This window comes from Candidatus Photobacterium acropomis (assembly GCF_030685555.1).
Lineage (GTDB): Bacteria > Pseudomonadota > Gammaproteobacteria > Enterobacterales > Vibrionaceae > Photobacterium > Photobacterium lucens.
Genome location: NZ_CP131609.1, coordinates 1,763,202 through 1,788,047 on the forward strand (window position 1 = coordinate 1,763,202; position 24,846 = coordinate 1,788,047).

General features: G+C 40.7%; 24 protein-coding genes. 8 read left to right on the top strand and 16 right to left on the bottom strand.

Annotated elements, in window-relative coordinates:
* Position 1: 1 nt before the first annotated feature.
* Entirely contained in the window at positions 2 to 670 is a 669-nt protein-coding gene (locus Q7657_RS15110; protein ID WP_107165109.1) for a DUF2982 domain-containing protein, read from the bottom strand.
* A gap of 295 nt (positions 671 to 965) precedes the next feature.
* Between Q7657_RS15110 and Q7657_RS15115 the strand changes: the two genes are divergently transcribed.
* Positions 966 to 1,367 carry a MarR family transcriptional regulator gene (locus tag Q7657_RS15115; protein WP_107165110.1) on the top strand — a complete coding sequence of 134 codons (402 nt, stop codon included), beginning with the start codon at positions 966 to 968 and terminating at the stop codon, positions 1,365 to 1,367.
* A 279-nt stretch (positions 1,368 to 1,646) separates the two neighbouring features.
* Entirely contained in the window at positions 1,647 to 1,952 is a 306-nt protein-coding gene (locus Q7657_RS15120; protein WP_053988241.1) for a hypothetical protein, read from the top strand.
* 112 nt (positions 1,953 to 2,064) lie between these two features.
* Here Q7657_RS15120 and Q7657_RS15125 read toward each other — a convergent pair whose 3' ends face one another.
* The 3 genes from Q7657_RS15125 to Q7657_RS15135 all read right to left on the bottom strand — a co-directional run bounded on the left by Q7657_RS15125 (position 2,065) and on the right by Q7657_RS15135 (position 5,539).
* Positions 2,065 to 3,255 (bottom strand): amino acid aminotransferase, encoded by a 1,191-nt coding sequence (locus Q7657_RS15125; RefSeq protein WP_107165111.1) that lies wholly within the window; start codon positions 3,253 to 3,255, stop codon positions 2,065 to 2,067.
* A gap of 106 nt (positions 3,256 to 3,361) precedes the next feature.
* Entirely contained in the window at positions 3,362 to 4,117 is a 756-nt protein-coding gene (locus Q7657_RS15130) for an enoyl-CoA hydratase/isomerase family protein (protein WP_107165112.1), read from the bottom strand.
* Between the two features lie 117 nt (positions 4,118 to 4,234).
* Entirely contained in the window at positions 4,235 to 5,539 is a 1,305-nt protein-coding gene (locus Q7657_RS15135) for a GGDEF domain-containing protein (RefSeq protein WP_107165113.1), read from the bottom strand.
* 183 nt (positions 5,540 to 5,722) lie between these two features.
* Here Q7657_RS15135 and Q7657_RS15140 point away from each other — a divergent pair, with 183 nt between their 5' ends.
* On the top strand, positions 5,723 to 7,189 hold the full coding sequence (locus tag Q7657_RS15140; protein ID WP_146146396.1) for an EAL domain-containing protein: 1,467 nt from the start codon (positions 5,723 to 5,725) through the stop codon (positions 7,187 to 7,189).
* Positions 7,190 to 7,295: 106 nt separating this feature from the next.
* On the opposite strand, the gene asnS is transcribed toward Q7657_RS15140, so the two are convergent.
* The 3 genes from asnS to Q7657_RS15155 form a co-directional block, all read right to left on the bottom strand.
* Positions 7,296 to 8,696 (bottom strand): asparagine--tRNA ligase, encoded by a 1,401-nt coding sequence (gene asnS, locus Q7657_RS15145; protein ID WP_053988236.1) that lies wholly within the window; start codon positions 8,694 to 8,696, stop codon positions 7,296 to 7,298.
* Between the two features lie 272 nt (positions 8,697 to 8,968).
* Positions 8,969 to 9,637 (bottom strand): 7-carboxy-7-deazaguanine synthase QueE, encoded by a 669-nt coding sequence (gene queE, locus Q7657_RS15150; RefSeq protein ID WP_107165115.1) that lies wholly within the window; start codon positions 9,635 to 9,637, stop codon positions 8,969 to 8,971.
* A gap of 36 nt (positions 9,638 to 9,673) precedes the next feature.
* Positions 9,674 to 9,802: a hypothetical protein gene (locus Q7657_RS15155; RefSeq protein WP_258178209.1), complete on the bottom strand. Its 129-nt coding sequence runs from the start codon at positions 9,800 to 9,802 to the stop codon at positions 9,674 to 9,676.
* 109 nt (positions 9,803 to 9,911) lie between these two features.
* Here Q7657_RS15155 and mlc point away from each other — a divergent pair, with 109 nt between their 5' ends.
* Positions 9,912 to 11,126, top strand: a complete 1,215-nt coding sequence (mlc, locus tag Q7657_RS15160) for a sugar metabolism global transcriptional regulator Mlc (RefSeq protein ID WP_053988234.1) — start codon at positions 9,912 to 9,914, stop codon at positions 11,124 to 11,126.
* 20 nt (positions 11,127 to 11,146) lie between these two features.
* Here the strand turns inward: mlc and Q7657_RS15165 are convergent, their stop codons facing one another.
* The 9 genes from Q7657_RS15165 to bioA all read right to left on the bottom strand — a co-directional run bounded on the left by Q7657_RS15165 (position 11,147) and on the right by bioA (position 20,880).
* Complete coding sequence (locus Q7657_RS15165) at positions 11,147 to 12,049, bottom strand: LysR family transcriptional regulator (protein ID WP_107165116.1); 903 nt, start codon at positions 12,047 to 12,049, stop codon at positions 11,147 to 11,149.
* 216 nt (positions 12,050 to 12,265) lie between these two features.
* Positions 12,266 to 13,018 (bottom strand): LutC/YkgG family protein, encoded by a 753-nt coding sequence (locus Q7657_RS15170; RefSeq protein WP_107165117.1) that lies wholly within the window; start codon positions 13,016 to 13,018, stop codon positions 12,266 to 12,268.
* Between the two features lie 16 nt (positions 13,019 to 13,034).
* Positions 13,035 to 14,447, bottom strand: coding sequence for a LutB/LldF family L-lactate oxidation iron-sulfur protein (locus tag Q7657_RS15175; protein ID WP_107165118.1), 1,413 nt, complete (start codon positions 14,445 to 14,447; stop codon positions 13,035 to 13,037).
* Positions 14,448 to 14,459: 12 nt separating this feature from the next.
* Entirely contained in the window at positions 14,460 to 15,179 is a 720-nt protein-coding gene (locus Q7657_RS15180; protein ID WP_023932631.1) for a (Fe-S)-binding protein, read from the bottom strand.
* A gap of 98 nt (positions 15,180 to 15,277) precedes the next feature.
* Positions 15,278 to 16,861 (bottom strand): L-lactate permease, encoded by a 1,584-nt coding sequence (locus tag Q7657_RS15185; protein WP_107165119.1) that lies wholly within the window; start codon positions 16,859 to 16,861, stop codon positions 15,278 to 15,280.
* A 625-nt stretch (positions 16,862 to 17,486) separates the two neighbouring features.
* The gene (locus tag Q7657_RS15190; RefSeq protein WP_107165120.1) at positions 17,487 to 18,185 is read right to left on the bottom strand and encodes a ChrR family anti-sigma-E factor; all 699 of its coding nucleotides are present in this window, start codon (positions 18,183 to 18,185) and stop codon (positions 17,487 to 17,489) included.
* Positions 18,175 to 18,744 (bottom strand): sigma-70 family RNA polymerase sigma factor, encoded by a 570-nt coding sequence (locus tag Q7657_RS15195; protein WP_107165121.1) that lies wholly within the window; start codon positions 18,742 to 18,744, stop codon positions 18,175 to 18,177. The genes Q7657_RS15190 and Q7657_RS15195 overlap by 11 nt, the downstream gene beginning before the upstream one ends.
* 131 nt (positions 18,745 to 18,875) lie before the next feature.
* Positions 18,876 to 19,439 (bottom strand): LON peptidase substrate-binding domain-containing protein, encoded by a 564-nt coding sequence (locus Q7657_RS15200; RefSeq protein ID WP_053988227.1) that lies wholly within the window; start codon positions 19,437 to 19,439, stop codon positions 18,876 to 18,878.
* Between the two features lie 163 nt (positions 19,440 to 19,602).
* Positions 19,603 to 20,880: an adenosylmethionine--8-amino-7-oxononanoate transaminase gene (gene bioA / locus Q7657_RS15205; protein ID WP_107165122.1), complete on the bottom strand. Its 1,278-nt coding sequence runs from the start codon at positions 20,878 to 20,880 to the stop codon at positions 19,603 to 19,605.
* Between the two features lie 215 nt (positions 20,881 to 21,095).
* Between bioA and bioB the strand changes: the two genes are divergently transcribed.
* Genes bioB through bioD form a run of 4 tightly spaced genes read left to right on the top strand, consistent with a single transcriptional unit; the run spans position 21,096 to position 24,818 of the window.
* Positions 21,096 to 22,148 carry a biotin synthase BioB gene (bioB, locus tag Q7657_RS15210; protein WP_107165123.1) on the top strand — a complete coding sequence of 351 codons (1,053 nt, stop codon included), beginning with the start codon at positions 21,096 to 21,098 and terminating at the stop codon, positions 22,146 to 22,148.
* Positions 22,135 to 23,328: an 8-amino-7-oxononanoate synthase gene (gene bioF, locus Q7657_RS15215; RefSeq protein WP_107165124.1), complete on the top strand. Its 1,194-nt coding sequence runs from the start codon at positions 22,135 to 22,137 to the stop codon at positions 23,326 to 23,328. Before bioB ends, bioF begins: the two co-directional genes overlap by 14 nt.
* The gene (gene bioC, locus Q7657_RS15220) at positions 23,321 to 24,145 is read left to right on the top strand and encodes a malonyl-ACP O-methyltransferase BioC (protein WP_107165125.1); all 825 of its coding nucleotides are present in this window, start codon (positions 23,321 to 23,323) and stop codon (positions 24,143 to 24,145) included. The genes bioF and bioC overlap by 8 nt, the downstream gene beginning before the upstream one ends.
* Complete coding sequence (gene bioD, locus Q7657_RS15225; RefSeq protein ID WP_107165126.1) at positions 24,138 to 24,818, top strand: dethiobiotin synthase; 681 nt, start codon at positions 24,138 to 24,140, stop codon at positions 24,816 to 24,818. The genes bioC and bioD overlap by 8 nt, the downstream gene beginning before the upstream one ends.
* Positions 24,819 to 24,846 lie beyond the last annotated feature (28 nt).

Consider the following 24,846-nt stretch of genomic DNA (forward strand, 5'->3'; position numbering starts at 1 on the left):
GTTAGCTTATAGCGGCTGCTTTATAACGTCTTAGCAGACCAAGAAAATCACTCATAGGTCTGTCTAAGGCATCTTCTGAAATGAAAAAATCAAATCCTAAATACTGGCGGTTGTAATGCATTCTATTTGCCAGCATAGCTCTTAATCCTTTAAAAATGCAGCCGTTATGTCCTTGGTAGGGCTCATCATCAAATAATATATCTTCAATTACGTGGTTGTCTTGTTCACTATTTTTGATTGCCATGATCAGCAAAATGCGTTGTTCAATGATCATCCTCGCTGCTAATCGTGGGCTGATATTACAAATAAATTCATCGTAATCTTTAAGCTTCACGCCAATCCACGGTAAGGGTTGTTGCCAACCTTGATGATCGATCTGTGCTGTACCAAGTTGTGAAATATTACCCCAAGGCGTTGACCACCCTCCGTAACGGCTATGGTATTGGCAATGCATGAAGGTGAGTGTGAAGATGTATTTTGATGCACAAATCAGACGAATGAGCACCACGGCACAACAGGCAATGATTAAGGTAGTTAGTATTATAGCGAGCAGTGACATGCTAGATACAAAGAAGATCATCATGCTGGAGCTTATAAAAGCGGTAAAGCTGAATACAAATAGCATAATAGTCATGGTGATAGGGGCTGATTTGACATGATAAGTATCCATTGCACTCTCCAAGACCAATCATTTTACTATCATACGTTATGATTGATATAAGGGATCGATATCCGTTGTTGATGGTTGCTATAGTGACTGTTGTATATTCCAAGCAAATAGCATTTGTTGTACCTCTTAAGTATATAGGATGAAAATGCGAGGAATATTTTGCTTAAAATCATATTTGTTGTATGAAAAAACACCGTTTGCTGGCAATTCCCTGACATCCCTGATATAAAACGCGCTTACTTTTTCCCGCTGTCATAGTGGTGACTGAAAGTAGTGCAACGGAGTAGGAAATTTAATGAGAATCTCTCACAAACGTAAAGTACAGCTAAAACTTCAGAAGCAATCACCTGTTTTTGCAGAGTTAGCAACCAAGGCAGCGCCTAAAAAGGTAGCAAAAGCAGAAACAGTGAAAGCTGCACCAGTGGCAAAAACTGAAGAAGCTAAAAAAGTAGTTAAGGCTGTAGCACCTGCAAAAGCAGCGTCTGCAGTAGCATTAACTCCTAAGCAACAACAAGTGCTAGATATTGTTGTAAAAAATGCTGAAGGTTTAAACCCTAAAGGCATTGGCTTAGAAGCTGGTCAAGAAGAAGCGAAAGCAGCTTCTTGGGCAACAGGTGCGTTGAAAAAACTGACTGAAGAAGGTTTAGTTGAGCGCATCCAATTGGCTGGAAACAAAGTTTTATACAAAGCAATTTAATCAGCCAATCCCGCTTCTTCCCAAGAAGCGGGGGTTTTTATTCTCATTTCTATTATTCCAAACTTATTATCTTCTGCTAATATTAAGTTCTACTTTATTATTAATGCATCGAACCTATTATTTTTAATAATAATAATTTTAATGCTATAAATATAATAATGAGTTAATGTCCATAGTTACTTTATATTACAGTTGAGGTTTTACTCGCTTATCCTTTGCTATAATGACGATTTGGATGTTAATTTCAAGGAGCTCGAAGCATTTGGAGTTAATGATCTTATGACAATGATAAGTGCGAGAGAATTTTCAGATTGGCTAATTGATCGCTTTGCTGAAGATAACCAAGGCGTTTCTTTGACGCGAGAAGATATCAATATCCTAACAGGTAGGCAAAGCTTCTCTTTAGGGTTTGTTCACGATATTCATTACGAAGTAATGCGCCACGATATGGCTTTTGTGACTGATACGACAAGAGAAATGTTCTATTTAGTCCCTGTTGCCAAAAGACCTTGGAAAGAGCAGTTGAAAAGAAATTACGAACGAGATCTGTATTGTAATGTACTGCCGCTAAATAAATCAGGTTAAATTATATTTGTCTCAGATAATATAACGGTTCTTATAATAAAGACGATTCATTTATTATAGATAAAATAAAAAGAGGACATAATGTCCTCTTTTTTTGTTAATACGGATTATATTATAAAACCGCAGCGATACCTTTACATAAAGGAAGCATATTATCTTTCGTCATACCAGCAACGCTAATACGACCTGAACCTACGATATAAATAGCAAAGTCATTTTTAAGTTGTGTTACTTGTTCTTTAGATAAACCAGAGAACGAGAACATACCATTTTGACGTTCGATAAAGCTAAAGTCGTTTGTAATACCAAGCTCTTTGAGTGTCGTTACAAATAGTGTACGCATTTCTTGGATACGATCACGCATGTCTGCTACTTCTTGTTCCCATTCTGCACGTAGCTCTGGGTTGTTCAGAATTGTAGTTACAATCGCAGCACCATGTGCTGGTGGGTTAGAGTAGATAACACGAGCAATGGCTTTAACTTGGCTAAATGCTGTTGCTGCTTGCTCAGCATTTTGACCTACAAGTGTAAATGCACCAACACGCTCATTGTACAGACCGAAGTTTTTCGAGAAAGAACTTGCTACGAGTAGTTCTGGTAGTTGGTCTGCAAAGATACGTAAGCCTTGTGCATCTTCTTCTACACCACGTGCAAAACCTTGGTAAGCAAAGTCGAACATTGGTAGGAGTTTCTTCTCTACACAAAGTTGAGCTAGAGCTTGCCATTGTGCTTGTGTTGGATCAATACCTGTAGGGTTATGACAGCAACCGTGTAGTAGAACAATATCACCTTCGCTTGCTTGACTTAGATCTGCTAGTGCAGCTTCAAAGTCAATGTCTTTGGTTTCTGCGTTGTAGTAAGAGTATTGTGCTGTCTCAAGACCAGCAGCACCGAACACACCGTGGTGGTTTGCCCAAGTTGGATTACTGATCCACACTTTTACATCGCCAAGTTGACGCTTAATAAATTCAGCAGCAACACGTAGTGCACCAGTACCACCCGGAGCTTGCGCTGTTTGTGCACGTTTTTCTGCAATGATAGTGGCATCGTTACCGAAAAGGAGTTGTTGAACGGCTAGGCCGTATTCAGGCGTACCAGGAATGCTTAAGTAAGACTTGGTCTTTTCGCTGTCCAACAAGATAGCTTCTGCTTTTTTAACTGTTGCTAGTACAGGTGTATTACCTGTTTCATCTTTGTAAATACCAACGCCAAGATTAATCTTTGTTGCGCGAGTATCAGCTTTAAATTCTTCAGTTAAACCTAAAATAGGATCAGCAGGAGCTGAGGTGATTTTTTCAAACATATTCGGTCATCCGTGGCGTTAATAAATAGTGATACCTATTTATACCCTTTGTCGTAGAAGATTTACAACATAATGCAACAAATTAGTCATAATTTTTATTGATGAATTAAGTATGTGATTTTCTGGTCGTGAATTGGCTAAAAGCATTAACCGCTTCATGTTCTTTAACTAGCTTAAAAATAAGATTATTTTCCTTACTTATACAGTCGATAAGTTGCTTTCTACTAATTTGAGAGAGAAGTTGTTTACTACTTTGCAATGCGTGTTTGGGCTGGGTTGCAAGCGCTGCCGCATAGGTTGCAGCCAGTTGTTCTGGTTGAATAGTAATTTGATCAATATAACCGAGTGATAAGGCTTCTTTAGCGTCCATAGGTTCGCCGAGCAACAACATGGCTTTTGCTTTTCTGGTGCCTATTAGTTGGGGCAATAATAAGCTTGAGCCAAATTCAGGACATAAACCGAGTTTGACGAAAGGTAGGCTAAAGTTGGCAGAAGAGCAGGCAAAGACAAAATCACAATGTTGCAGCATGGTCATCCCGATACCAATCGCATTACCGGATACGGCGGCAACGATAGGCACAGGGCTATCAATCATAGCAAACATAAAGGCTTCAATGATGCGACGACTATGTTGGCATTGTGCAGCATCTGCTGTTGTTAGTGAAATAAAGTCTGTAATGTCATTACCACTACAAAATACATCACTCAAGCCTGTAAGCACGATCACATGAACATCTGGATCATTTGCCTGATGCAAGTGCTGTGTGAGCTGTTGGTACATCTCAAGGTTTAACGCATTTTTCGCATGGGGGCGATTAATGGTTAATGTAAGAATATGGTGAGAGAGTGATGAAGCGATCATATTGCCATCCTTGAAATGTATAAGACACATAACAAGGATGGCAGAACAGATACAGGCTTATCTGATAAATTTAAAATTTACGATCAGGCTATCAGAAAACAGCCATTATCATTTAGATCAGACGATAGTCGATTGATTTCTACCATTATGCTTCGATTGATAAAGTGCTTTATCTGCAGTTTTATAGGTTTGGCTGAAAGAAGATTTTGTAGTGATAGTACCACCAATTGAGATCGTCACAATGAGATCTTGAATAGGGTAGAGTTGTACCATGTAGCGAATTTCTTCTGCTTTCAGTTGCAGCTGCTCTTTCGTCATCGATGATGGGAAGCTGACAATAAACTCTTCACCGCCCCAACGAATCGCAATATCAGTTTGTCGAATACATTGATTGATGCGCTTGGCTACTGTCCGTATCACATCATCACCAAATTCATGACCATAGGTATCATTGATCGATTTAAAGTTATCGATATCAATGATCAACAGGCAGAAATCTGACTGTTTTTGTAGTTTCTTCTCGTAAAAATCACGACGGTAGAAATGCGTCATATGATCTCGTTGTAAAGAGAATTTTCTGGTTTTCACACTTCTGGTTAGATATTGGATCAGAAAACTAAACAGCAAAGCAGGGAAAAACGCAGTTTTCAATACTGAGAATAAGTTAATACCTACATAGAACGGATCTTGTGTCGCACATGGCAATAATTTCTTGATATGGAAGCTATGTGCTGATGGATCACGTTGTAAGACTGTCAGATGGGCCTTATTGTATTCATCTAACGCCGAGTTTAATAAATCATCGTTGATATCGATAACTAATAGGGCATTGAGTACACTTTTATTATAAATCGGGTAGTACAGCGTTCTAATGGCTTTATTTGTACCTTCTTCCACATAACGTTCAGTTAGCTTTAGGTTACAGCCATAGAAGTAGCGAAATGTCTCTTTTAGTCCTTCCCGTTCGATAATACGCTTCATCACTGAGCCTTTTTCATAGTTTTTGAAAGACTGCAGGTACTCAGGTCGAACAGGATCAAAGTGAGCGTATGTTGCTGGGTTTTCGAAAACAGCAATGGTCCAAATATGGTTGTCGGTTAGTGGCTCTAATTGCGCACGTAGGCGTTTAATACCTTTAGAAAGAACTTTGACATTTGAGAAATGATTAACTACAACAGAAACGCCATTATAATCATGATTCCCTGCTGGAATAGGAATTGATCCCGTGTTGTTGTAGTACGAGCCAAAACGACGGCTAATAGAGTAAATCGTATTTATCTTTTCGAAATATTGGTCATGAAATTCGTCTAAATGGTAAGCATTATACGCAAAGTAGCCACCACAGATAACAAAGAAGAATAGTAAGAAAAGCTTGATACTGGTAAATAAGCTTTTGTTTTTTTTATTAGAACTACTATTCATGTTTTATTTCAGTGAAAGTTAATGAGGAGTGGATTTTATAAGTAAAAAATATTAATTCAATAGCAAAGACCATAACATTAGTAAGATTATCTTATCTATACGATTTTTAAAATTAATCCCGTAAAAATATTGGCTTTGGGTATAATTTGTAAGAGGATAAGATTTTTAGGAGAAGGTATAGCAGTGTCATTGAATCCAATAGTAAAAATAGCGCGATTATTGACTGCTGTTATTGTTCTTATTTTGCTGAGTTATGGTGTAGCAATCCTAACAGCACCATATTTATCTTATTTTGTAGCATACTCAACCATCAATTCAGAGATGAAGCGGTATGATGAAAAGTTACGTAAAGACTACATTTTAGAAACGCAACAATTAAGCCGATTACAAGATATAAATCAATGTGATGATAATTCTCAGCTGTTGCTAAGGGAGTTAGAATATAAAAGCAATGAGATCCGTTTTCTTGGTTTGAGAATGGGGGAGATGCTATGCACATCAAATGGATTAATCGATTTTCCTATGATTGAATCTCAGCAGTTTCCTTATATTCGTTATATATCACCGATCACTAACAAAAAAGAAACCTCTGTACTGATTAACGTTAATAATAAAACGTTTTTAGTTGATACAAATAAATCAGACTTTGCTAATTTTTTCTCTTACTTCTGCCAGACGTGTTTATCATTTCACTATGAATATGAGTTTGAACACCATGAGGATGAACTTAAGCCAACGACGTGGTTTGTTGTCCACGGTAAGTTAGGCAATATTAACGGTGTGATAATAGTCGATCGTTCTCTGCAGCATAAATTAGGTGGGAGGAATATTTATTATTATTGGTTAGTATATTTCTTGCTTTTTAGCCTGATTTGTACGGGTATTATCTACTATTACAATACTCGTCACGACTTACAAAAAATGCTGATAGCTGGATGTAAGAAAAACGAATTTATCCCTTATTATCAACCTATTATGTCGCTTGATGATGAGATGCAAGGGCTTGAAGTGTTGATGCGTTGGAAGCTAAGTGACGGTAGTTTATTGCTACCTGCATACTTTATTGAAGTCGCTGAAAAAATGGCGGTCATTGATGAAATTACGCTTAAGTTAATTCAAAAAGTGCAATCGGATTTCAAACAATACGCAAGTAATAATAAGAAAGTAATCTTTTGTGCTTTTAACCTAACGGCACACCAAATCGAGAATAAATCATTTATTAATTTATTGATCGACAAATTGAAAGACGAGAAGCGGTTTATTCCATCTTTTGAGATCACAGAGCGTCAGCATTTTGATAATTTGGCAATGGCTAAGGCCAATATTCGTCGATTACAAGACCAAGGCTACCAAGTAAAGCTAGATGATGCTGGTACAGGTTATGGTGGTTTTAGCTACTTTATGGACTTCAATCTCGATGGGGTGAAGATCGATAAAATGTTCATTGATGTTATTGGTGTCGATGATGTGAAAGTAGAAGTACTAAATTCGATTATCATGATGGCAAAGCGTTTAGGTATTGATATTGTGGCAGAAGGGGTGGAAACCCAACAACAAGTTGATTTCCTACGTAAACACAATATCGACTATATTCAGGGCTATTACTATTCCAAACCGGTTCCGTTCAAAGATCTAAACTTTGATAATTGATTAAATGTTATAGCCCACGTTTAGTTAATATTATCGCTACCCAGTGATAAGTCATAAAAAAGGCTGCCAATTGGCAGCCTTTTACGTTCAGTTCTAAACCTAAGGATTAGAAGTTTGCAGAACGTGGAGTACGTGGGAATGGGATCACGTCACGTACGTTACCCATGCCTGTTACGTAAGAAACTAGACGCTCGAAGCCTAGACCGAAACCAGCGTGTGGAACACTACCGTAACGACGTAGGTCGCGGTACCAGCCCATGTGCTCAGGATCTAGACCCATTTCAACCATACGTGCATCAAGGATGTCTAAACGCTCTTCACGCTGAGAACCACCGATGATTTCACCGATACCCGGTGCTAGTACGTCCATTGCTGCTACTGTCTTACCGTCGTCATTCAAGCGCATGTAGAATGCTTTGATGTCTTTCGGGTAGTTCTTAACGATTACAGGTGCTTTGAAGTGCTCTTCTGCAAGGTAACGCTCGTGCTCAGAAGACATATCAATGCCCCACTCAACATCAAACTCGAACTTGCGACCAGAGTCTTGAAGGATCTTAATTGCATCAGTGTAATCAACTTGTGCAAAGTCAGATGTTACGAACTTCTCTAGGCGAGAAATTGCATCTTTGTCGATACGTTGAGCAAAGAACTCAAGGTCATCACGACGCTCTTCAAGTACTGCTTTAAATACATACTTCAGCATGTCTTCAGCAAGTTTCGCTACATCGTCAAGTTCTGCGAATGCAACTTCAGGTTCAACCATCCAGAATTCAGCTAGGTGACGGCTTGTGTTTGAGTTTTCAGCACGGAAAGTAGGGCCGAAAGTGTAAACCTTGCTTAGTGCACAAGCGTAAGCTTCAGCGTTTAGCTGACCAGATACTGTTAGGAAAGTCTCTTTACCAAAGAAATCTTTGTCAAAGTCTACTTCGCCTTTGTCAGTCATTGGCAGGTTAGCCATGTCTAGCGTAGATACACGGAACATTTCACCCGCACCTTCACAGTCAGATGCTGTGATAAGTGGTGCAGACATCCAGAAGAAGCCTTGCTCGTGGTAGAAACGGTGGATCGCTTGAGATAGACAGTTACGAACACGTGCAACAGCACCGATCACGTTAGTACGTGGACGAAGGTGTGCAACTTCACGTAAGTACTCAATTGAGTGGCGTGTTTTCGCCATTGGGTAAGATTCTGCATCTTCAACCCAACCAACTACTTTAACGTTGGTTGCTGCTAGTTCAAAATCTTGACCTTGAGCAGGAGATGCTACGATTGTACCGGTAACCTCAACAGAGCAACCAGTTGTAAGCTTAAGCACTTCATCCTGGTAATTATTTAACTCATTAGGGACCACGGCCTGAATCGGGTCGAAACAAGAGCCGTCATAAATGGCAAGGAAAGAGATCCCAGCTTTGGAATCACGACGTGAGCGAACCCAACCGCGAACAGTAACTTCACTGTCTACCGCTAGTTTGCCGCTTAATACGTCTGTTACAGGCGCGTAAGTCATGTTTAAATCATTCTCCGTTTAGGCACTGACTTCGGAATTAAAGTATCTCGTGCTTAAAGATATCTAAGTGTTAGTCATATTACCTTTCTTACGACAAGCATCAAGTATTGATATCAATCAAATGATAAATTGATGAAAGAAAGCGGTAATTTCAGCAAATGATTGGTTAATTATCGGTCATTTGCTTTAAGTCGTCCTAGCTCTGTATTGGAAAATATATATCTAGGACGTCTTAGCTGAATTTTTTATAAATCACTTCAGGCAACAGCAGTTTAAGCAATAGCTAAGTATTTGTGTGTCTGAATTGATAAACGCCAATTACGAGCAATACAAGTTTCGATGCAAAGCTCAGTTGCGCGTGGTTTTTGGCTGATAGGTTGTAGTGCAATTGTGACGTCTGATTTAAGGCTCTTGCCCTCTAATAAAGCGTCAAGTTGCTCGATATCTTTACTCGTTCCGACAGGGTGTTTGATCTCGTTAGCACGCTCTAGGGCAGAAGCAAGCACAGGCAGCTTGGCTTTCATGTTGATTTTTGGCGATACCGTTACCCAAGTGTTATCACTGGTTTGGATCTCAGAAGTACCGCTGGTTTCAATCTGGCAATTAAAATCGGCTGCTTCTAGTGCTTCAGTTAGGGGACGAAGATCGTAAATGCATGGCTCACCACCTGTGATAACAACATGCTTTGCTGTGTACTTTTGATCAATCAGTAGTTGCACAACGCTATTAGCGTCAAGCTGAGTCCAAAGTGGAGAATCTTCAGTTTTTGCCATGATTTGTTCTAAAGATGCTAAGTCTTGTGGCTCTGCTGTCCATGTTTGTTTGGTATCACACCATGAACAACCGACAGGGCAGACTTGTAATCGAACAAAAATAGCAGGTACGCCAGTAAATACACCTTCACCCTGAATTGTCTCGAATACTTCGTTAATTTTGTACACGTTGAACCTCTTATTTTCACGCAAACAGCCTATTTCTTATTGTGAAACAGCTTGGCTGTAAAGAAAGGTTACTGCGTGAAATAAATCCGCTAATTGAATAAAAATGGTTGGCAAAAAAGCCGTTTTGCCATTATCGCAGAAGCGAAACTCAATGTCTTTAGTCATTGATAGTGATACCTGTCACGTACTGAAGACAAGAGGCTTCACAATTACTTCGCAAAGTAAAAAAATTAACTTCCGAAGGTTTTATAGCTGATTTTTCAGGAGTATCGACATGTACGTCGCTCAGCCAGGCCATATCGATCATATTAAAAGAAATAATGCTGGGAGCGTATACAAACTGATTGATTTGTACGGCCCGATTTCTCGCATTGAATTATCAAAACGTAGTCAGCTTGCCCCTGCGAGTATTACTAAGATCACTCGTGAACTGATTGATGCGCATTTAATTAAAGAAACTCAATTCCAAGAATCAAGTAGCCGTGGACGCCCAGCCATTGGGCTTGTGCCAGCTAATGAAGGTTGGCAATTTTTATCGATTCGCTTAGGGCGTGGTTACTTGACGATTGCTTTACATGCTCTCGGTGGTGAAATCCTTGTTGAAGAGCGTCAAGACATTGAGCAATTGCATCAGGTAGATGTGGTTGAAAAGCTATTACAGGAAATTAATGTCTTTTTTGCTAATCATGTAAGCGAGCTCGATCGTATTACGGCTATCGCAGTATCACTACCTGGATTAGTGAATTCAAGTGATGGTGTAGTACTGCAAATGCCGCATTATAACGTTTCCAATCTTCCGCTTGGCGAGATCATTCACCAAGAAACAGGGCTGCCTGTTTTTATTGGTAACGATACTCGCTCATGGGCATTAGCTGAGAAGCTTTTTGGTAACTCTCGTGGCATTGCGAACTCGATTTTAGTCTCGATACATCACGGTGTTGGGGCTGGGATTGTGCTCGATGATAATGTCCTTCAAGGTAAAACAGGTAACGTTGGTGAGCTTGGGCATATTCAAATTAAGCCTTATGGTAAGCGTTGTTTCTGTGGTAATCACGGTTGTTTAGAAACAGTCGCAAGTTTGCAAGCGATCTTAGAGCAAGTGAAAACACAGCTCGATGCCGGACACGAATCTATGCTGAGTAATATGCCGCTTACCATTGAAGCTGTGTGTGATGCAGCCGTAGAAGGTGATAGTTTAGCAAGACAGATTATCATTGAGCTTGGGCACAATTTAGGTCAAGCCATTGCGATCATGGTGAATTTGTTTAATCCCCAACGCATTTTGATTGGTGGCGAATTTAACCGCGCGAAATCGGTGTTATATCCAGCGATCATGGAGCGAATTCGCTCACAAACCTTGCCTGTGTATTTCCGTGATTTAGAAATTGAACAAAGCTGTTTTTATACCCAAGCAACCATGCCCGGCGCCGCTTTAGTGAAACAAGCAATGTATGACGGGCATCTACTGATGAAGCTGGTTGATGGCTAATATAATGATTTATATGGAAATTAAAATTTCTCTTTAATTTCCATATAGCTTTCACGAATGTGTTCTATCAGGGCTTGAATGCGTTTAGCTGGCTTTCTGGTATAAGGGTATACCGCATAAATGCCGACCACTTTACCTGCATGGGTTGGCAGTAATTCCACCAAATCACCACGTTGTATTTCATCATAAATTAAGCAATTAGGTAGATAGGCGATGCCGTTACCTGCAAGCACGACTTTCTTTAATGCAGCCGCATTGTCAGATGAGAAATTACCACTCACTTTCTGGGTATAAACTTTGTTTTGCTTAAGAAATTGCCAGTCGAAAGGGCCTGTGCTTTGTGGGTTGTAGCCTAGGCAATTATGACTTAATAAATCTTTAGGTTTTTCTGGCTTGCCGTAATGCTCAATGTAAGCAGGAGAGGCACAGATCACCCAACGAGAATTAAATATATGGCGGGCAATCAGGCTGGAATCTTCTAGATAACCAGTACGGATCACCAGATCATAATTGTCAGCCACAAGATCGACAAAGTGATTATCAAGTGACATGTCTACCGATAGTCCCGGATGTTTTTGGCAAAATTCAGCCACGGCTTTAGCGAGAACTAATTCACCTGAAATGGTGGGAACTGACATGCGAACTTTGCCAGATAAGGCTTCGCTATAACCGGTTACTGAATCAAAAGCGGCTTGAGCAACGTGGTTGATGCTTTTTGCACGATGATAGAGGACTTCACCGGGTTCAGTGAGGGTTAATTTACGGGTGGTGCGGTAGATTAACTGTAAACCTAATTCTGTCTCAAGTTTACTAATGCGTTTACTAACAACCGATTTAGTCACGTTATTGAGTTCAGCCACTTTGCTGAATGATCCATGTTCAATGACTTGAGTGAATAAAACGAGATCGTCGATAGCTGGCATTCTTTATCCCATACAAAGCCTAAGAGGCAAGGATTATATACCTAACTCATATTATGGCGCTATATTCAACAAGCGTGATTTGGCAGAGAGTCAAAGAGGGGATGTGGAACTTGAATAAAAAAACGCAGCCCCGATAGCTGCGTTGTTCTTATTCCCGTAGTGTGCTTAACCGCTAACTTCCTGCTAGCTGTTTATCACTATTGGTGATAGGTAGGCTTACATATCATCAATAATGATGTAGGTGGCAAAGACGGGCCCATGCACACCAACAACCTTGATCAGCTCGATATCAGCAGTCGAGCTAGGACCTGAAATAAAGTTAACACATGATGGCATACGTTCGCCATTCAATGCTTTTTGATGAAGAATTTCAGTCGCTTGTGTTAGACGAGCAACGATGCTGCTCTTTGGCACAACAAATACTGATGCCTCTGGTAATAGGCTAACTGCACGACCTTGCGCTGGGTTGCTATAAAGTACCATTGTGCCAGATTCTGCTAATGCTTGTTCTGCAAATACAACACCTACTTTCGCACGCTCAGCAACAGTGATGTTCGCTTCATAACCTGCTGAGTGATCCCAAATGTAAACACCGTGTTGGTCAGCACTGAGATCTTTTGGATCAATCATATTCAGAAGACGTTCATCAGCTGTGAAAATGGTTTCACCAACAGGTTTGATTTCCGTTTCGTCTGCGCTGCAGTATTTGAAACAAACATCACGTAGCGCGTCAGTTAGTTGCGCTTTAGTCGTAACAACGGCTTTCGCACCTAAAGAAGACTCTGTGTATTCTACCAAGATGTCTTTAAGTTCATCTTGAGATTTACCTGCAAATACTTCTTTGTGGCAGTTATATTTTAGGTTTGGACGCTCAACAGGTGTGGTAATGCGATCACGGCCTAGTTGTTTTGCGATGTTATTAAGGAAACTATCGCGATTATAGATGCGTTGCTCATTTTGAGATGACATACGTAAAGCTCCTTAATTACTTATTCTTGTTCTTAAACCAGCTACGGAACGATTCACCAGATGGTGTTGGTAAATCACGAGTTTGTGTCCATGCGTTTAGCAGACCAACTTTAAATGGTAGTTGACCATCTTTAATTAGCTTACCCGCAACAATGGCACCGATCTTAACTGTCTTATCCCATAGTGCTGGGTGAGCGTTAACAAAGCTAAAGCCACTGACAGAAGCACGTTCCATAGGATCAGTAATTTTCTCTTCGCCCATGATTTGACGGTGCTTAAGCAGTAGATCTGATAGTGGGATCTTCACTGGACATACGTCATGACAAGCACGACATAAGCTACATGCGTTTGGTAGATCTTTGAAATCTTCGTAGCCGCCAAGTAGTGGAGACAGTACTGCACCAATAGGACCAGAGTAGATTGAACCGTAAGATTGGCCACCGATGTGACGGTAAGCAGGGCAGGTGTTTACACATGCTGCACAACGTACACAACGTAGGATTGAACGGAATTCAGAGCCTAGGATCTTAGATCGACCGTTATCTACAATAACAAGGTGGAACTCTTCAGGACCGTCACAGTTACCTGCTTCACGTGGGCCTGTTAATGCGGTCACATAACCTGTTAGCGGTAGACCAACAGCACTGCGACATAGCAGGCTTGCTACGATATCGAATTCTTCAAAAGTAGGAACAATACGTTCCATACCCATGACTGCGATATGTGTTTTTGGCAGGCTGGTTGCAAGACGTGCGTTACCTTCGTTAGTCACAAGTGTCACAGTGCCAGATTCTGCAATGGCAAAGTTACAGCCAGTGATACCAATTTCAGCTTCTAGGAAGTCATGACGGATATGCTTGCGCACAAAACGCGTCATTTCTTCAGGATCTGATGAGCCTTCGTAACCTAGCTTCTTGTTGAATACGTCACGAATTTGCGTACGGTTTTTGTGAAGTGCTGGTACAACGATGTGTGAAGGAGCATCACAATCATCAACCTGAAGAATGTATTCACCAAGGTCAGTTTCAATCACTTCACAGTTGTTACGTTGGATTACATGGTTCATACCGATTTCTTCGGTCACCATAGATTTAGATTTAACAACTTTTTTCGCATTCTTTTGTTGAATGATTTTTTCGATATAGTTCGTTGCATCTTCAGCTGTTGCTGCGAAGTAAACGTGACCACCGTTCTTTTCAACGTTGTCGCTAAGTTGTTGTAGGTAGTAATCTAGGTTTTCAAGCACATGGTTACGGATATCCATGCCCATTTCACGCCATTCTTCCCAGTTACCTAGTTTTTCAGCAGCGATAGCACGGTTTTTGAACATACGCTCTTGCGCGTTAGCAACAGCGGCACGCATAGATTCGTCTTTCATTTTTACATGAATACGATCTTTAAATTTCTGGTTGCTTGTTTTCATTGACATAATAATGACCTCTTAACGACTCATCAGCACATCAACAATGTGCATCACTTTGATTGGTTGACCTTCACGGCTAATGCGACCACCAATGTTTAGTAAACAGCTGATATCAGCACCAATTAAGAAGTCAGGTTCAGCAGCTTTGATGTGACGTACTTTCTCAGTCACCATCTCACCAGAAATTTCAGACATCTTCACAGAGAACGTACCACCGAAACCACAACAAGTTTCTTGGTTTTCAATTGGAAGAAGCTCAAGACCTTCAACGTTGTTTAGTAGAATAAGCGGCTCTTCACGTACACCAAGCTTACGGATCAAGCTACAAGAAGGGTGGTAAACACCTTTACCTTCAAGACGAGCACCTACATTTTCAACACCAAGTTGGCGAACAACAAACTGAGTCAATTCAAATAGGCGATCAGCAACTTTCTTCGCACGCTCTGCCCACTCAGGTTCATCAGCTAAGTACTCTGGGTATTTCTTAACCGCAGCAGCACAAGAACCTGCAGGTGTTACGATAGGGAAGTCGTTGATCTCAAATGCTTCGATCATGTTTTTCATTGCCGGCTTACTTTTTTCAATGTAGCCACTATTTAACGCAGGCTGACCACAACAACCTTGACGCTCGGGGAAGATCACTTCACAGCCAAGTTGCTCTAGTAAACCTACTGTTTTTTTGGCAACTTCAGCCTTCACTGTATCGCCTAGGCAGGTGACAAAAAAGTTTACCTTCATCTCATTGCTCCAGTGGCGGGATACCGCCTAATTGTTCACATTAGCGATAGGCTTATCCGCAGATAAGCCTATCCATTATCTTCACGTTGTAGGGACGTTTAGATAAAAATACTGACAACAGCCGCAATCACACCGTATAGCATCATAGGGATCACTGTACGTTTAATGATGTAGCCTTCTTTATTTGCAATACCAAGGATGGTTGATACAGCAATAATATTGTTAATACACACCATGTTACCCATTGCACCACCAACAGACTGCATGGCTAAAATAGTGTTTTCAGGTAAGCCAACATTGTGGGCAATGCTTTGTTGAATTGCGCCAAATGTCAGGTTTGAAACCGTTGCAGAGCCTGAGAAAAACGCACCTAGTGCACCTAAGTAAGCAGCACAGTATTGCCAGTTTTTGCCCATCAGATCAGCAAACGCATTACCTGTTGTCATGATTGGTGAATGTTCACCACCAATCATCATAAATTTCACCATGATTAACGCACCGACAAGAGCGATAAAAGGTGTTTTTATTCGTGATGCTGTGTCACTAACGACTTGTTTTACCTGTGTCTTATTCATCTTTAACAGAGGAATAGAAATTAGCACAACCACAAAAAACGGAATCAATGCAGGTACATACAATGTTTTGTAAGCCCATGACGTATCCGTTCCTAAAATATTGCTTAATTTAATAATTAACGCTTGGCTTAGGTGTAAATCTGCAAACCCTAAGTTTAGGTGTAGCAGTGGCGTTGCATCATTGAGCATGCCTTTTAAGCCCAGCTGTTTAATGCGTGTTACGATCAGGATCAGAATCAACAACAGGGTTGGTGCCATCGCTTTAAACACAACATTGAAAGGCAGTGTTGTTGCTTTGTTTTGTTCTTCTGATACGGTTTGTTTTTCTAAACCAATGTTGTAACGCGCCAGTAAAATCGACAGTGTTAAACCAATCGCACCGCCGATCAGTGCTGGAAATTCATAGTTCCACTGGGCTAGCCATACATAAGGTATAGTACATGACCAAATACTCAGTTGGATGAAGACAAAGTTGCGCTTGATTTGCTTCCAGCTCACAACAAACTTCAATGCAATAACAGGAATAACGATACCTGCTGCGGTATGCATGATTGCAGATAGACGACCCACATCTAATAACTCTGCGTCAGGCAAACCTAAGTTACCTAAACCAAACCATGTCGGTGTACCTACTGCACCAAAAGAGACTGGAACAGAATTCATAACCAGTGCAAGCATAGCGACACGTAATGGATTGAAACCAAGACCAACTAAGATTGGCGCAGCAATGGCAGCAGGTGTACCGAAACCAGATGCACCTTCAATCATGAAAGCAAATGCCCAACCGATGATCATCAGTTGACCCACTTGGTTTTTACTGATCCCTTCAAGCCATTGGCGGATCACATCTTCCGCACCCGACACATTCAAAGTACGGTTTAATAAAATGGCACCTGCAATAATCGAAATTGGTGTAAGCGCTGATAACGCACCTGAAATAATATTGGCTGCAAGTAACTGACTGCTTGTTCCAAAATAGACAAGCTGTAAAAAGCCAATTAGTAATGCTGTTACTGGCAGTGCAACATGAGATGGCAACGCGTTCCTTTTCGTCATCATCCAAATTAAAAGCAAAATAGGGATAACCGATATTGCAAGATTTAACATAAATACCCACCTTGGTTATTTCGTTGTTTCACGAAATTAGTTTTGTTGTTTTTATTAATTATCTACTGATTGATACGTATTTATTCATCGTATAACCGTAGTGGGGTGAGTATTGTAGGGGCGAAATAAACGATGACTATCTATTTTTTTGCTTTAAAGATGATGAAAAATAAGAGAAATGTGAGCTAAATAAATTAGTAAAAAATACGGTAAAAATACTTTTTTGATTATTTTCAATAAGTTGATGCTTACTTAAAGAGTTTTCAAAAATTCAATTAGGCTACTATTGGAAACAAACATTTTGCGATAGCGGACTAATAAAGTCGCTAATAAGTTGAATATTTAGGGAGTTATGAAATTCTTAGATAAGAATGATTTTCAATACGAAAATATTATTGTTGTAATAATACTACGAAATGAAATATGTGTAGTTATGAATAAAAAAGAATAGGGTGATCATCTTATTTATATATCTATTATTATTCTTAAGCTATTAAGAAATGTAAAAGCTTTTTTGTTATTTAAGGCTTAAAATCGTTTAATAAAAGCATATATGAACAAAATAGAAACAGATATGGGGAGTGGAAATAAAAATGCCTCTATTTTATAAAAGAGGCATTTCAGTTTAGTAAATGATATTACCGATACTGTTAAATAGCTGGCTCATACCTTGGGTGAAATGCAGTGGCGCATTGGAGACGGTATAGCATAAACATCCATTAGCCGTTTTCGGACTATGATCGTGATGGGATTCATCCAGTAAAATAAAGTCACCAGCTACATAGTGTCCGTTTTCATCACTAAAATCACCAGCAAGCAATAAGGTAAGCTCGTAACCTTTGTGTTTGTGGGCAGGAATCGCACCACCACTATCTATGTGTAGGAGACTTGAACGTATTTCGCCTTCATTGACGGGTAATCTCGCTCGACTAATTTTGCCTAAACCATGCCAATTGAGTTCGTTAAATCGATTAAATGCGCGAGGTAAAGTATAAGTTAGCCCTTTGCACTCAATCACCTGTGGTTTGGATGCTTGATGCAAGGTCAGAGCTTCATCATTTTCAATAATATCACTTAACATGGCTGCAAAAGAGGCATCCACTTTTAAATCTAGGTTCAAATCATGTGTATTGTTTTGACATTGCGACCAAGACATCTCGGCAATTCTCGGGGTTAAGTCGGCTTCCAGCTGCTGACAATGGGGGCAAAGCTCAATGTGTGCCGCAACAGCAATAGACAGTGAGAGTGATAACTGACCTTGAATATGTTGCTCTAATAGTTGCTTGCTCGGATGATGCTTAATAAGTGGCATATTAGTAGTCATCGTCTTTCTCCAAATGCAAACGTAGCTTCTGTAAGCCTAAACGTAACCTTGATTTTACTGTGCCAACGGGGAGTCCTAGTTGATCGGCAAGATCTTGATGAGAACGCTGGTTTAGATATATCTCTTTCACCACGGTTTGTTGGGTTTCCGGTAGGGTAGCAATAAGTGTAATTAGCTCATCCCCCAGTTGCTCATTACTAGGATCATCGATTGTCACTAACTTTTGTTCAAAGATAGGCCAAATATCATCACTGTAATTATCTTCTTTTGTTGCTTGACGTTTACGTAAAATATCAAAACATTGGTTACGCATAATAGTGTAAACCCAAGTTGATACTGCTCCTTTATCTGGTTGAAAAAGATGAGCTTTACGCCAAACGGTGAGCATAGTCTCTTGCACCAGTTCCATGGCATTTGCTTCTTGTTTGAGGTGTTTCAACCCATAAGAGCGAATTTTAGGCGCAAAATGAGAGAAGATCGTTGCAAAAGCGGTTTTATCACGCTCTGTTGCAACGCTCACAAGGAGTTGCTTTTGTTGCTCAATACTGATCTCATTCATTGTGGGATGTCCCAACCTATGATGATGACTAGACTGAGAGTAAGGGTAAGTAATAACAGACATAATCTCAATGCGTATTGGTAAGACAAGTTAGACATTACAGAGAGATACGTTTGATATTTAGTTATCGATCATTTTTTTTGTAAATTGTCGTCAATGACTGTGTGAAGAAATGACAACGCAGCGGTATGGTCGTTACGACTCATAAACCACTGCTTTTGATTTACTTCTAGCGGCAGTATTTCTAGCCACCGTTGGCAAACCCATGTCATATCGTTGAAATTGGGTGACGGATAATAACTGGCGTGATCGGGATGCTCTTTAAATAGTAATTTAAGACTATTAGCAATTTCGACATCGGTATAATCAATGTCGGTACTTCGCCAATTAGGAACGGTAGAGATTTCGCCAAAATAGAGATCGTCTTCATCGCGCCAATGGTCGTCAAGCAGAAATAGCTCTTTGGCTTGAATAGTAATGCTTAATACGCCATCTGGTAATGAATCAAAATCAGTGATAATGACACGTGTACCAAAGTGACAAATGGTATTGTCAATGGACATACACAACCCGAATCCATAGTTGTTTGTTGCAGCAATTTTTACCAGTTTGATATAACGAGGTTCAAAGATCCTTAATTTGCTGACCCCGCCTGGTAGTAGATAAATATCTAGTGGAAACAGAGGTATTTGCATAATCTTAGCCCTAACTGACGTAGTAAAGCTAATACCGTGCTGATTCTATTTTTATTGTTAGCACTGGCATCATGACTTACAGTATAAGCAGACATAAATAAGATTATTGTCTGCTTTTTGATAAACTCTGCGATATTTTTAGCTGCTATGTAAACAGTAATATTCAGCTTAAAACGTGTTTAATTGCCGACGTGAGCTGGGTTAATTGGGCTGGTTCAATAATAAAAGGCGGCATAATATAAACCAGCTTGCCAAAAGGTCTAATCCACACGCCTTGCTTTACAAATGCTGCTTGAATGGTTTCCATATCAACTGCTTGGTGAAGCTCTACCACGCCGATAGCGCCAAGCCAACGCACCGATTTTACTTTTTCCAGCTCTGCGATAGGTGGAAGCTCATGTGCTAATTGTTGCTCAATATTGGCAATTTGTTGCTGCCATTTGTTTTTAGCCAAAATATCTAAACTGGCATTGGCAACCGCACAAGCTAATGGATTTCCCATGAATGTTGGGCCATGCATAAAACATTGTGCTTCTCCGCTACATACCATATCAGCAACATGTTTGGTGGTGATCGTGGCTGATAGCGTCATATAACCACCAGTAAGCGCCTTACCTAAACACATAATATCAGGGCTGATCTCAGCATGCTCACAAGCAAAAAGTTTACCCGTACGACCAAATCCAACCGCGATCTCATCGGCAATTAACAGAATATTATACTGATCACACAATTTGCGAATACGCTTTAAATACATTGGGTGATATAAGCGCATTCCACCTGCACCTTGAACAATAGGTTCGATGATCACCGCTGCAATATCGTTTTGATGTAGCTGCAATTTCTCCGCAAAGTCATTAATGTCGTTTTCATCCCACTCATCCCAAAAACCACACTCCGGTGATTTGGCAAAAATGTGCTCAGGAAGAAAACCTTTATAGATACGGTGCATGGAGTTGGTTGGATCAGTAACCGACATTGCAGCGAAAGTATCACCATGATAACCGTGGCTAACGGTTAAGAACTTAGAACGAGGTTCATTTTTCGCATGCCAGTACTGCAACGCCATTTTGAGCGCAACTTCTACTGCAACTGAGCCAGAATCTGCAAGAAACACTTTTTCTAATGGTGTAGGGGTGATGTTGACCAGTTTGCGACAAAGCTCAACAGCTGGCTGATGTGTAATACCACCAAACATTACATGAGACATTTTATCTAGCTGGGCTTTAGCGGCTTCTGTTAATACTGGGTGATTGTAGCCATGGATGGTTGACCACCAAGACGACATGCCATCAATCAGTTTAGTGCCATCTTCTAAGGTTAAATAGACCCCTTGCGCTGACGTAACAGGGTAGCAAGGCAGTGGTGTCACGGTGGAAGTATAAGGGTGCCACACATGTTCCTTATCAAATTCAATATCAATATTGTTGCTTTTTTGCACAGATGTAAACCTCTGTTATTATCCGTAGTTGACAGTCTACGTGCTGTTAGTAGACTAGCCAAGTAGTAATAGTTCATAGAGTTATCATTTATCAATACTTTGCTTATAGAAAGTGAAACAAAACGTTAACAACTAAAACTGTGTAATACATTGATAAAACGAAGGATCGAGCAAGTCCTTGTGAGTCGAAAATAACAATAACTGAGGTCAACACTGTGGAAGTACGTAATAATTGGACAGTAGAGGAAGTCCAAGCTTTATTCGATAAACCATTCATGGATTTGGTGTTTGAAGCACAGCTGGTACATCGTCAATATCATCAGCCAAACCAAGTTCAAGTCAGTACATTACTTTCGATCAAAACAGGTGCTTGTCCTGAAGATTGTAAATATTGTCCGCAAAGTGCCCATTACCGTACCGACGTTGATAAAGAGCGTTTATTAGAAGTTGAGCGTGTTCTAGACGCTGCTAATAAAGCGAAACAATCCGGTGCAACGCGTTTTTGTATGGGGGCGGCATGGAAGAACCCTAAAGAGCGTGATATGCCGTATCTGCTTGATATGGTGAAAGGGGTGAAAGCCATGGGGCTGGAAACCTGTATGACGTTAGGCATGATCACTGGTGATCAAGCCAATACTCTCGCTGAAGCTGGGCTTGATTATTACAATCATAACCTAGATACCTCGCCTGAATACTATGGCAATATCATCACTACTCGTACTTACCAAGATCGCCTTGATACGTTATCTCACGTCCGTGATGCAGGCATGAAGATCTGCTCTGGCGGTATTATCGGAATGGGCGAGTCCTCTCGTGATCGCGCTGGTTTATTAGTAGAGCTTGCCAACTTACCAGTACATCCTGAAAGTGTGCCAATTAACATGCTAGTGAAAGTGAAAGGCACACCACTTGAAAGCGCAGAAGATGTCGACCCATTTGATTTTATTCGTATCGTAGCTGTTGCGCGGATCATTATGCCGAAATCAGCAGTGCGTTTATCCGCAGGTCGTGAAGATATGAATGAACAAATGCAAGCACTGTGTTTTATGGCGGGCGCTAACTCTGTTTTCTATGGCTGTAAGTTACTGACCACACCAAACCCTGGCGAAGATAAAGACATGCAGCTATTTGCCAAGTTAGGCATTAATAGTGAGCAACAAGCGGCTAAGCCTGACGAAATTCAAGAGCAAGAACTACTTGGGCAAGTGGCACAGCGTGTTGCGGCACGTCCGACAAAAGATGACATGTTCTACGATGCCTCACTTTAATCAGCGGTTTCGTCAGGCATTAATTGAGCGAGATAAACAGGGGCTATATCGCAGCCGAACTTGTCTATCTCGTCAACAGCTAGCTCATCAACAACAAGCCGCGCAGGTGAGTGTTAATCAACAATCGTTAATCAATTTCTCTAGTAACGATTATTTAGGATTGGCGCAATCACCGGAGTTAATTAATGCATGGCAACAAGGGTTAAGTTTGTACGGGGCAGGTAGTGGTGCATCACCGTTAGTGACGGGGTTTCACTCGCCCCATGCCAAGTTAGAAGCGCAGTTATCTGAATGGCTAGGTTATGATCGCGCACTGTTGTTTAGTAGTGGCTTTAGTGCAAACCAAGCTTTACTTTTCACGTTATTGCAAAAGCAAGATGTGGTTTTTCAAGATAAGTTAAATCATGCCTCATTAATGGAAGCGGGAATGTTATCACCTGCGTTAATGAAGCGTTTTGCTCATAATGACGTTGAAGCACTTAATACATTATTGAAAAAAAATACGGTTGGATCGGAACAAGCTAACATGGTGATCACGGAAGGTGTGTTCAGCATGGATGGGGATTGCTCTCCATTATCGAAACTGCGCCAAACCTGTGATAACCATCATGCATGGCTGGTGGTCGATGATGCTCATGGCTGTGGCGTGCTTGGTGAAGAGGGCAAAGGCAGTTGTTCTGCTGCCAATATAAAAGCGGATATTTTGGTTATTACTTTTGGCAAAGCCTTTGGTTTACAAGGGGCCGCGATTCTATGTAATAACGATACCGCTGAATATTTAATTCAATTTGCCCGTCATTTTATTTACTCAACGGCGATGCCTCCGGCGCAAGCTCATGCATTAAGTAAAGCTTGTGAGTTAATTCAACAACAAGCATGGCGACGTGAAAAACTGCATGATTTAAGTGAACTGCTGAGTGAACAATTAGATCCTGCTATTCCGCTACAGCAAACAAGCACTCCTATCAAACCTATTGTAATTGGTGAGAGTGAACGTACGGTTGCTATTTCTGAGCAGTTAAAACAACGAGGCTTGTGGGTTGGTGCTATTCGTCCACCGACTGTACCCAAAAATACCGCGCGTCTTCGGGTCACATTGACTGCCACTCATAATGAACAAGATATTCGGCTGCTTGCTGCATCATTAAATGAGGTGATTAATGAGCAATATAATGGATAAATCAAATACAGCGATTCAAACAGAACTTGCTGTGAGTATGGATAAACAAGCCGTCGCCTCGGCTTTTGGAAAGGCAGCAAAACACTACGATAAAGCAGCTGCATTTCAACGTCACGTTGGGCATCTGTTATTAGATAAACTGCCTCATCTTCATGCGGTGGATAATCCAAAAGAAGTGATTGATGTAGGCTGTGGTACAGGGTACTTCAGTGCAGAATTACTTAAATTAGGTTTTAAAGTTACAGCTGCGGATTTGTCGGCTGAAATGTTAGCGCAGGCAAAGCAACGCTGTGGCGATGATTGTCGCTATTTACATGCTGATGCGGAAAACCTAACCGTTGCCGATAATAGCTACGATTTAGCGTTCAGTAGCCTTGCCTTGCAATGGTGTGATGATTTATCAGTGCCATTAAATGAATTAAAACGTGTAGTACGCCCCGGTGGGATGATTTTTTTCACAACGCTAGTTAATGGCTCGCTGGATGAGCTAAAAAAGGCATGGGCACAAATTGATCACTATCAACATGTTAATGAATTTAAAGCAGAAAATGAGATAAAAGTTGCGCTGGCGCAAACGGGCTTACAAATTGATAAATTAATATTTTCGTCCATCGTGACGCATTATCAATCTGCAGTAGGTTTGATGAAAGATTTAAAGGGGATTGGCGCGACGCATTTGCAACAAAAGCGACAGCATGCGTTATTTGGGCGTCAAACCCTGAATGCATTAGAGCAAGCCTACGATGTTTATCGCGATGAGAACAACCTGTTACCCGCAACTTATCAAGTATGTTTTGGAGTATTAATTAATGACTAATGCTTTTTTCCTTACTGGTACGGATACCGAAGTCGGTAAAACTGTCAGTAGTCGTGCTATTTTACAAGCAGCGAGTCAGCGCAATATAAAAATGGCGGGTTATAAACCTGTAGCATCGGGAAGTGATAACACGCCTGATGGTCTGCGTAATTCAGATGCCTTGTTCCTTCAAGAAGCTTCACCCGTTGAATTAACGTATGAAGAAGTAAACCCATATACCTTTAAAGAGCCAGTTTCTCCCCATTTAGCCGCAGAGCGAGAAGGGAAGCGTATTGATTTTGACGTGCTTTCTGAAGGTTTAGCGAAGCTAAAAGCGAAGTCTGATGTGGTATTGGTGGAAGGGGCTGGTGGTTGGCGTGTGCCTGTTACGCATACCGATTATTTATCAAGCTGGGTTAAACGTGAAAAGTTGCCTGTTATATTAGTTGTGGGTGTTAAATTGGGCTGTTTAAGTCATGCCATGCTGACTGCTGAAGCAATTAAAGCCGATGGTTTAGAGCTTGTTGGCTGGGTGGCTAACCGTGTAAATCCAGCCACTGAAAATTACGCTGAAATTATCAAAATGTTAGAGATTAATTTGCCGGGTAAGAAATTAGGTGAGATCCCTTATATGCCAGGTATTAACAAGCGTGATCTTGCTAGTTACATTGAGTTAGATGCTATCGGCTTATAAACAGAATATTGTTAGTCAGAAAGCAGAA

Excerpts from the sequence above, each read along its gene's own strand:
- Q7657_RS15120 (WP_053988241.1), top strand. The coding sequence starts at position 1,647 with ATGACAATGATAAGTGCGAGAGAATTTTCAGATTGGCTAATTGATCGC.
- Q7657_RS15190 (WP_107165120.1), bottom strand. The coding sequence starts at position 18,185 with ATGACTACTAATATGCCACTTATTAAGCATCATCCGAGCAAGCAACTA.
- Q7657_RS15135 (WP_107165113.1), bottom strand. The coding sequence starts at position 5,539 with ATGAATAGTAGTTCTAATAAAAAAAACAAAAGCTTATTTACCAGTATC.
- bioD (WP_107165126.1), top strand. The coding sequence starts at position 24,138 with ATGACTAATGCTTTTTTCCTTACTGGTACGGATACCGAAGTCGGTAAA.
- Q7657_RS15125 (WP_107165111.1), bottom strand. The coding sequence starts at position 3,255 with ATGTTTGAAAAAATCACCTCAGCTCCTGCTGATCCTATTTTAGGTTTA.
- mlc (WP_053988234.1), top strand. The coding sequence starts at position 9,912 with ATGTACGTCGCTCAGCCAGGCCATATCGATCATATTAAAAGAAATAAT.
- Q7657_RS15170 (WP_107165117.1), bottom strand. The coding sequence starts at position 13,018 with ATGTCATCTCAAAATGAGCAACGCATCTATAATCGCGATAGTTTCCTT.
- Q7657_RS15195 (WP_107165121.1), bottom strand. The coding sequence starts at position 18,744 with ATGAATGAGATCAGTATTGAGCAACAAAAGCAACTCCTTGTGAGCGTT.
- Q7657_RS15130 (WP_107165112.1), bottom strand. The coding sequence starts at position 4,117 with ATGATCGCTTCATCACTCTCTCACCATATTCTTACATTAACCATTAAT.
- Q7657_RS15175 (WP_107165118.1), bottom strand. The coding sequence starts at position 14,447 with ATGTCAATGAAAACAAGCAACCAGAAATTTAAAGATCGTATTCATGTA.
- Q7657_RS15115 (WP_107165110.1), top strand. The coding sequence starts at position 966 with ATGAGAATCTCTCACAAACGTAAAGTACAGCTAAAACTTCAGAAGCAA.
- Q7657_RS15185 (WP_107165119.1), bottom strand. The coding sequence starts at position 16,861 with ATGTTAAATCTTGCAATATCGGTTATCCCTATTTTGCTTTTAATTTGG.
- bioC (WP_107165125.1), top strand. The coding sequence starts at position 23,321 with ATGGATAAATCAAATACAGCGATTCAAACAGAACTTGCTGTGAGTATG.
- bioF (WP_107165124.1), top strand. The coding sequence starts at position 22,135 with ATGCCTCACTTTAATCAGCGGTTTCGTCAGGCATTAATTGAGCGAGAT.
- asnS (WP_053988236.1), bottom strand. The coding sequence starts at position 8,696 with ATGACTTACGCGCCTGTAACAGACGTATTAAGCGGCAAACTAGCGGTA.
- Q7657_RS15110 (WP_107165109.1), bottom strand. The coding sequence starts at position 670 with ATGGATACTTATCATGTCAAATCAGCCCCTATCACCATGACTATTATG.
- Q7657_RS15155 (WP_258178209.1), bottom strand. The coding sequence starts at position 9,802 with ATGACTAAAGACATTGAGTTTCGCTTCTGCGATAATGGCAAAACGGCT.
- Q7657_RS15180 (WP_023932631.1), bottom strand. The coding sequence starts at position 15,179 with ATGAAGGTAAACTTTTTTGTCACCTGCCTAGGCGATACAGTGAAGGCT.
- Q7657_RS15165 (WP_107165116.1), bottom strand. The coding sequence starts at position 12,049 with ATGCCAGCTATCGACGATCTCGTTTTATTCACTCAAGTCATTGAACAT.
- Q7657_RS15200 (WP_053988227.1), bottom strand. The coding sequence starts at position 19,439 with ATGCAAATACCTCTGTTTCCACTAGATATTTATCTACTACCAGGCGGG.